The following is a 5,102-nucleotide window of genomic DNA, read 5'->3' on the forward strand; positions in this document are numbered from 1 at the left end:
AACCCACCGCGCACATTGGTCTTTGCGGACATGTACGAACTGCTGCTGATGCGATCGGAAAGGCCAAAGGCAGAAAGCAGCCCGCCCAGGCTTGCAGAGAATGATTCATTCAATCCACTTAGCCCAGCATCAAGGCCCAGCGCCCGCTTAATATTTCCCGTGGACGATGAAATAACGGCACCATCCTCATACACCATGCTGGCGGATGTGCCGTAGCGCTTGGGTTTTTTCTTGCCGAAACCGAAAGCGCCGCCGAGCAGGGAGCCTATTGCACCACCAATAACCGCCCCGCCAGGGCCTAGCAGGGAACCAAGCGCAGCGCCTGCACCAGAGAATGCCGCAGACTTCACATCTCCTTTTAGCAAGGAAATGGCCGCAGGGGCGAATGCTAGCCCAGTGGCGATCTGGTTGGAATACTGCCCAAGAAACCCACCAATGCTATCCGCCAAACCACCATTGCCAGAAGATAGGAACACGCCCAAGTCCTGAATGCTGCCTGTGATGCTCGATCCTAGCTTATCCAGGCCACCTGTAAAGGCGCTGTAGAGGTTTTTGCCAACGCCAAGTAGATTAGCTGCCTCGCCTACGCTTCCACCAGCACCAGCCGCATTTGCAGCGCCGCCGGACAACATTGATACTAGGCCTGTACCGATGGCGCTAATGCCCGAAGCATCAACCAGGAATCGCACCACTGGCTGCAAAACAAGAGACTTGAACATGTTGCGCAGAGTGTCCTTGAAGTTCTCTGCAAAGCTCTTGCCAGACTCAAAGCCGCGCAGAAGCGCATCCGTCAAAGATCGGTTGATGTTTTCGGACATGCGCTCATGAGTGCGCTGAATCTCTTTGGCTGCATCCTCTGCGGCTTTGACGCGCTCTTTTTCGGCGTCGATCTGAGCCTGGCGGAATTCCTTTCCACCTTGGGCTTCTGCAAGTTCCTTGTAGGCTGCAATCTGTGCTTCAATTTCCGGCACGACCAGGCCAAGCCCTTCTAGGATTGCTTTTCTATCTTCCAGGCGCGCAATAGTGACTTTGGTAATTTGTGATGGCAGATAGCCCAAAGTTTCAGACTCATCACGCACTGCAAGAGCTTGCTGCCTGATAGCCTCTACTTGGTCGTCTAGCGCAGTTTGTTGGCGATATAGGGATGCTTCAAATTCGTTATCCTTGGCAATGTCGAATTGCGCTTGCGCCCAGTCCCTGTATGCCTGAGTGAGATGCGGCATGGTGCCCATCAAGCGCTCGATGATCTGGATTTGAGTCTCTTGAGGCGCATTCAGCGCCATGATCTGCTTGGTCAGGTCAGCGTAGGATTGGGAAAGCTGGGCGGTAAACTCGGCCTGTTCCTTGATGGACTTGTTACCCTTGTTTAAGGCACCGGAAAGATCGTCAGCAGCCTGTTTGCGCATTCTTGCAGCTTCTGATGCGGTGAAATTCCCTGCTGCCTCTGCTGCATTGATGTCCTTGATCTGCTGAGCGTAAGTGGCACGTAAAGCAATCTCATCGCGCAGTAGTGAGTTTTTAAGCTCCGCATACCGCTTGTCAGCCTCGTCCCTTGCTTTGATCTTTGCATCTTCTTTCTGCTGTTTTGCGGCAGCATCTTGCTCTTTTTTCAATTCAGCATTGGCTGCATCAAGCGCCTTCTTTGCTACTGCTTGCTGCTCCAAAAGCTGGCGCAACTGCCCAATGTTCTGAACAGTCCTAATATTCTGGGCGGCTTCTACTCGCTTTGTGATTGCGTCATATGTTGCTTGTAGCTCTTGCAGCGATTTTGAGCCGCCAAATTCCCACACATACACGGAACCTCTCTTTATTGCATCCCATGCCGTAGATGCTGCGCTCCCAACCGCTTTCCAGGCTCTTTCCATATGCCCTAGGTTTTTTCTAACTTCCTCCGTCCTGCCGTTAACCGTGTCGGAATAAGTCTTTACCGCCAAAGTAGCGGCATCTTGTGCTCTGCCCTGTTCCGCAAGGGACTTGATCTGCGCGTACGTTGCATCCGTCAGGAAATGGTACTGATTGTTGAGGTCTTTTATCCCCTTCACCGGGTCTTTCGACAGGCGGATAAAATCCTCGGTCACATTCTCGACCTCACGCCCGGTCATCCTGGATATTTCAACAATGCTCTGCATCGTGGCTTGAATATCACCGCCGAACGCAACACCAGCAGCGGCCATGGCCTGGGCAGCATCACGCGCTTTTCCATAGGAGCCGGTAAGATTCCCTACAGCATCCCCGTAACCCATCAATTGCGCACGGGTAGCGCCTAGTATGTTGCCTGTAGAAATCAGGGATTTATTGAGATTGTCGCCTTCTTTCCATCCCGCATAGTATGCCGCGCCCAGGCCAGTTACAGCGGCAGCGGCAACAGTGAACGGGTTGATGAGGGATAAAACATACCCCCCTAATGCTTTGGCAGCATTGCCAACACCGCCGAACATGTCCTTTAACTGTCCACCCTGTTGCAGCATGACAGTTAGAGGTGCCTGTCCGCCTTGCAGGCTGACGAAAATATCCGTCAACTGAGCAGGAACACCACGAAGCGCGGCTGTATATTGCTTGGCTGATAGGGCGTTGTAGTCAAACCTCTTTCTGGTTTCGTCAAGCTTGGAGGTTAGCTTTGGGAGTTCGCCAGTGACACCTTTTACGCCAGATGAAACATTGTTTAATTCCGCTCTAAATCCAGAGGAAACCCCCATCAAATTGATATTGGCTGATTTGGCAGATGAATCTACAAATGCATTCAGTTTGGCTTTTGCTCTGTCAAGCTCTTCGCCCAAGTCAAAAATCGGCTTTTTTGCATCCCTGGCTTTTTTGCCGATACCATCAAGGGCCTTTTCCGCCTTGACCGATTCTGTGGCAACTTCCTTTAAGGCGGTTTTTGTCTTTTTGGTTCCAGCAGCAGCGGAGTCTATATCCTGTGCGGCCTTCTTTGCCTTCTTGCCAACGCCATCAAGCGCCTTTTCGGTCTTTCCGCCCTGCTCGGCAAGCGCTTTAAGGCTTTTCGTTACCTTAACCGCCGAGTCGTTATCACTGACGATAACGCCTAATTCAACAATATCTTGTGCCATCGTTTACCGCCACTTGATTGATTCAATGATCGCAGGAAGTCCGAACAAGATACGCCGCAATTGAGGCGATTTTTCCATCATTTCAGCCACTTGAATGACCTCCTTTTATTTACTGTTGAGGGAGATTTGCTTGAGGGCAGCACCTTCCATAACCCGCAGGCAGTGAAACGCATCATCTCGATCAGATTCGGCTACCTGGCAGCGCTGCCATATCTCCGGCAGAACACCATAGTCAAAACCAACTGGGCCGCTCATCGATACCCGCCATTGGGTGGACATGGCGGAAAATACTTCAAATGCCTGATAGTTTTCAGGCCATACCTCGATTGTGGTTGCCACATCGTCTAACGTGAGTCCGTAGGCCGTCAGCTCCTCGATTGACGGCTCTTTCTCGTAGAATCCAGCGGCAACCTGTTTTAGTTTTTTGTGCGACCGTCCAGCAAGGCGGAGCGGTATGCTTCCGTCAGTGCGTTGAATGCACCTGGGAACTGATCAACCAGTTTTGCGACATTGGCAGGCGTGAATTTGTCCTCCAAGTCCCAACCCTTCGCTGCCTTCAAGATGAAGTCCACGGCGGATTTATCCACCACCTTGTAAATTTCAGTCATGGAAGCATCGAAATTTTCCAGCTTGCCTTGAGCGGATAGCTCGTCAACCAAAGCGGCATATTCGCTTCGTGTGCGATAGACGAACTCGAAGGTAATCTCTCCCTTCTCGCCGTTCACCAGGTCGAAGGAAATAGTCTTGTTGAAAGTGGCAGGAGCGCTGCCGAGCTTGATTGTTGCCATGATGTGTAATCCTTTTAAGTATGGGAAAAAAGAACCGCCCGCGATCAACCGGGCGGCGTGTTACAGCGCCTTTAAGAGGTCGCGTAACGAACCGGCTTGCTCAGGAGGGAGAATGTCGCCTGGCAAGCCATAACCTCGTTCTTGGTCATGGAAGGAGTCTCGTTGAAAGAGACATAACCGTAGTACAGGAGCACTGAGCCATTCGGGAACACGGCACGAAGTACGCGAGCGATACGTGCATCAGCCGCAGATTTCAGCGCTTGATAACCTGCCAGTGACGCATCATCCGCAATGCTCAAAGTGAGAGACTGGGCGGAAGATTGGGTGGGCAATTGGCTTTCAAAGTCCTGCTCCAGGAAGGAGTACTGGGTGAACTGCATTTCACCGCCCGATGTGGTCAGGTCAAGCACCTGGGAGATTTGCGTGAACCCGGTGATTTCGGCGAATGAGCCTACACCGCTACCGGCTGGGAATGCGGTCGTGCTGGTTGAATCCAGCCCTTCGATTGGGAATGTGCCGGAAGCGGGGCCAGCGCCAACGCGGAAAACCCGCTCATTAGCACGCGCCCAGCCAGATTTGAGAACGAAGATTGCACCTGCTGACATACCATGCGATGCAGACGAAGCAACCGCGGGGGATGCGTTTGTCACTGCCGTGATGGATTTATCGGGGGCGACGGTCGTTCCCAGCGACAAGATAATGCCGTTAGGCAATGATACAGCCATGATTTTTCCTTTCAGAAAGCCCAACAATGGGCGAAAAAAAAGCCGCATTTCTGCGACTTGCTCGGCCCGGTTAGGGCGTAAAAACCCGCCTGAGCGGGTTATCTGTTTTGAGGGATCAGCCCTCTAATATCTGGCTATCCAGCTCTAGCTGTATGGCCTTTGTTGCAACGCTTGAAGGGTCTAGTTCACCATCCTGCACACTGCTTGCGAATGCTTGAAAATACTTCGTTGGAAGATTTGGTTTGTTGATCCGGTATGCGTAATTCATGGGCGCATTGATGGCAGAAACCAGGATGGATTGGCCTGCATCATCAATCTCGATTATCTCCAAAGGGATGCTTCTCGATTCCGTACCAACTCGCAGCCGTTTTCCTGGTTTATTCATGACATTGGCGTCGATCACGGTGTCAACCTGGCCCAGGCTCCCTATCAGGCGAACGCCTTTTACTTGCGTCCAGGTGAGCATGTTATAGGCGGCGATGGTGTTGGCATTGGGCAGTACGGTGCTTACCCACAAAGTG

At 52.1% G+C, this 5,102-nt stretch carries 5 protein-coding genes; all 5 read right to left on the bottom strand.

Annotated elements, in window-relative coordinates:
* The coding region (locus V7Z75_RS13885) for a phage tail length tape measure family protein (RefSeq protein WP_334109241.1) at positions 1–3,068 on the bottom strand (3,068 nt) is incomplete at its 3' end.
* A gap of 105 nt (positions 3,069–3,173) precedes the next feature.
* Entirely contained in the window at positions 3,174–3,545 is a 372-nt protein-coding gene (locus tag V7Z75_RS13890) for a DUF1799 domain-containing protein (RefSeq protein WP_334109245.1), read from the bottom strand.
* The gene (locus tag V7Z75_RS13895) at positions 3,485–3,856 is read right to left on the bottom strand and encodes a phage tail assembly chaperone (RefSeq protein WP_334109242.1); all 372 of its coding nucleotides are present in this window, start codon (positions 3,854–3,856) and stop codon (positions 3,485–3,487) included. Before V7Z75_RS13895 ends, V7Z75_RS13890 begins: the two co-directional genes overlap by 61 nt.
* A 71-nt stretch (positions 3,857–3,927) precedes the next feature.
* Positions 3,928–4,581: a phage tail protein gene (locus V7Z75_RS13900; RefSeq protein ID WP_334109243.1), complete on the bottom strand. Its 654-nt coding sequence runs from the start codon at positions 4,579–4,581 to the stop codon at positions 3,928–3,930.
* Between the two features lie 115 nt (positions 4,582–4,696).
* A partial coding sequence (locus tag V7Z75_RS13905; RefSeq protein ID WP_334109244.1) for a hypothetical protein occupies positions 4,697–5,102 on the bottom strand: 406 nt, incomplete at its 5' end.

The organism is Methylobacillus sp., from assembly GCF_036844465.1.
Taxonomy (GTDB): Bacteria; Pseudomonadota; Gammaproteobacteria; order Burkholderiales; family Methylophilaceae; genus Methylobacillus.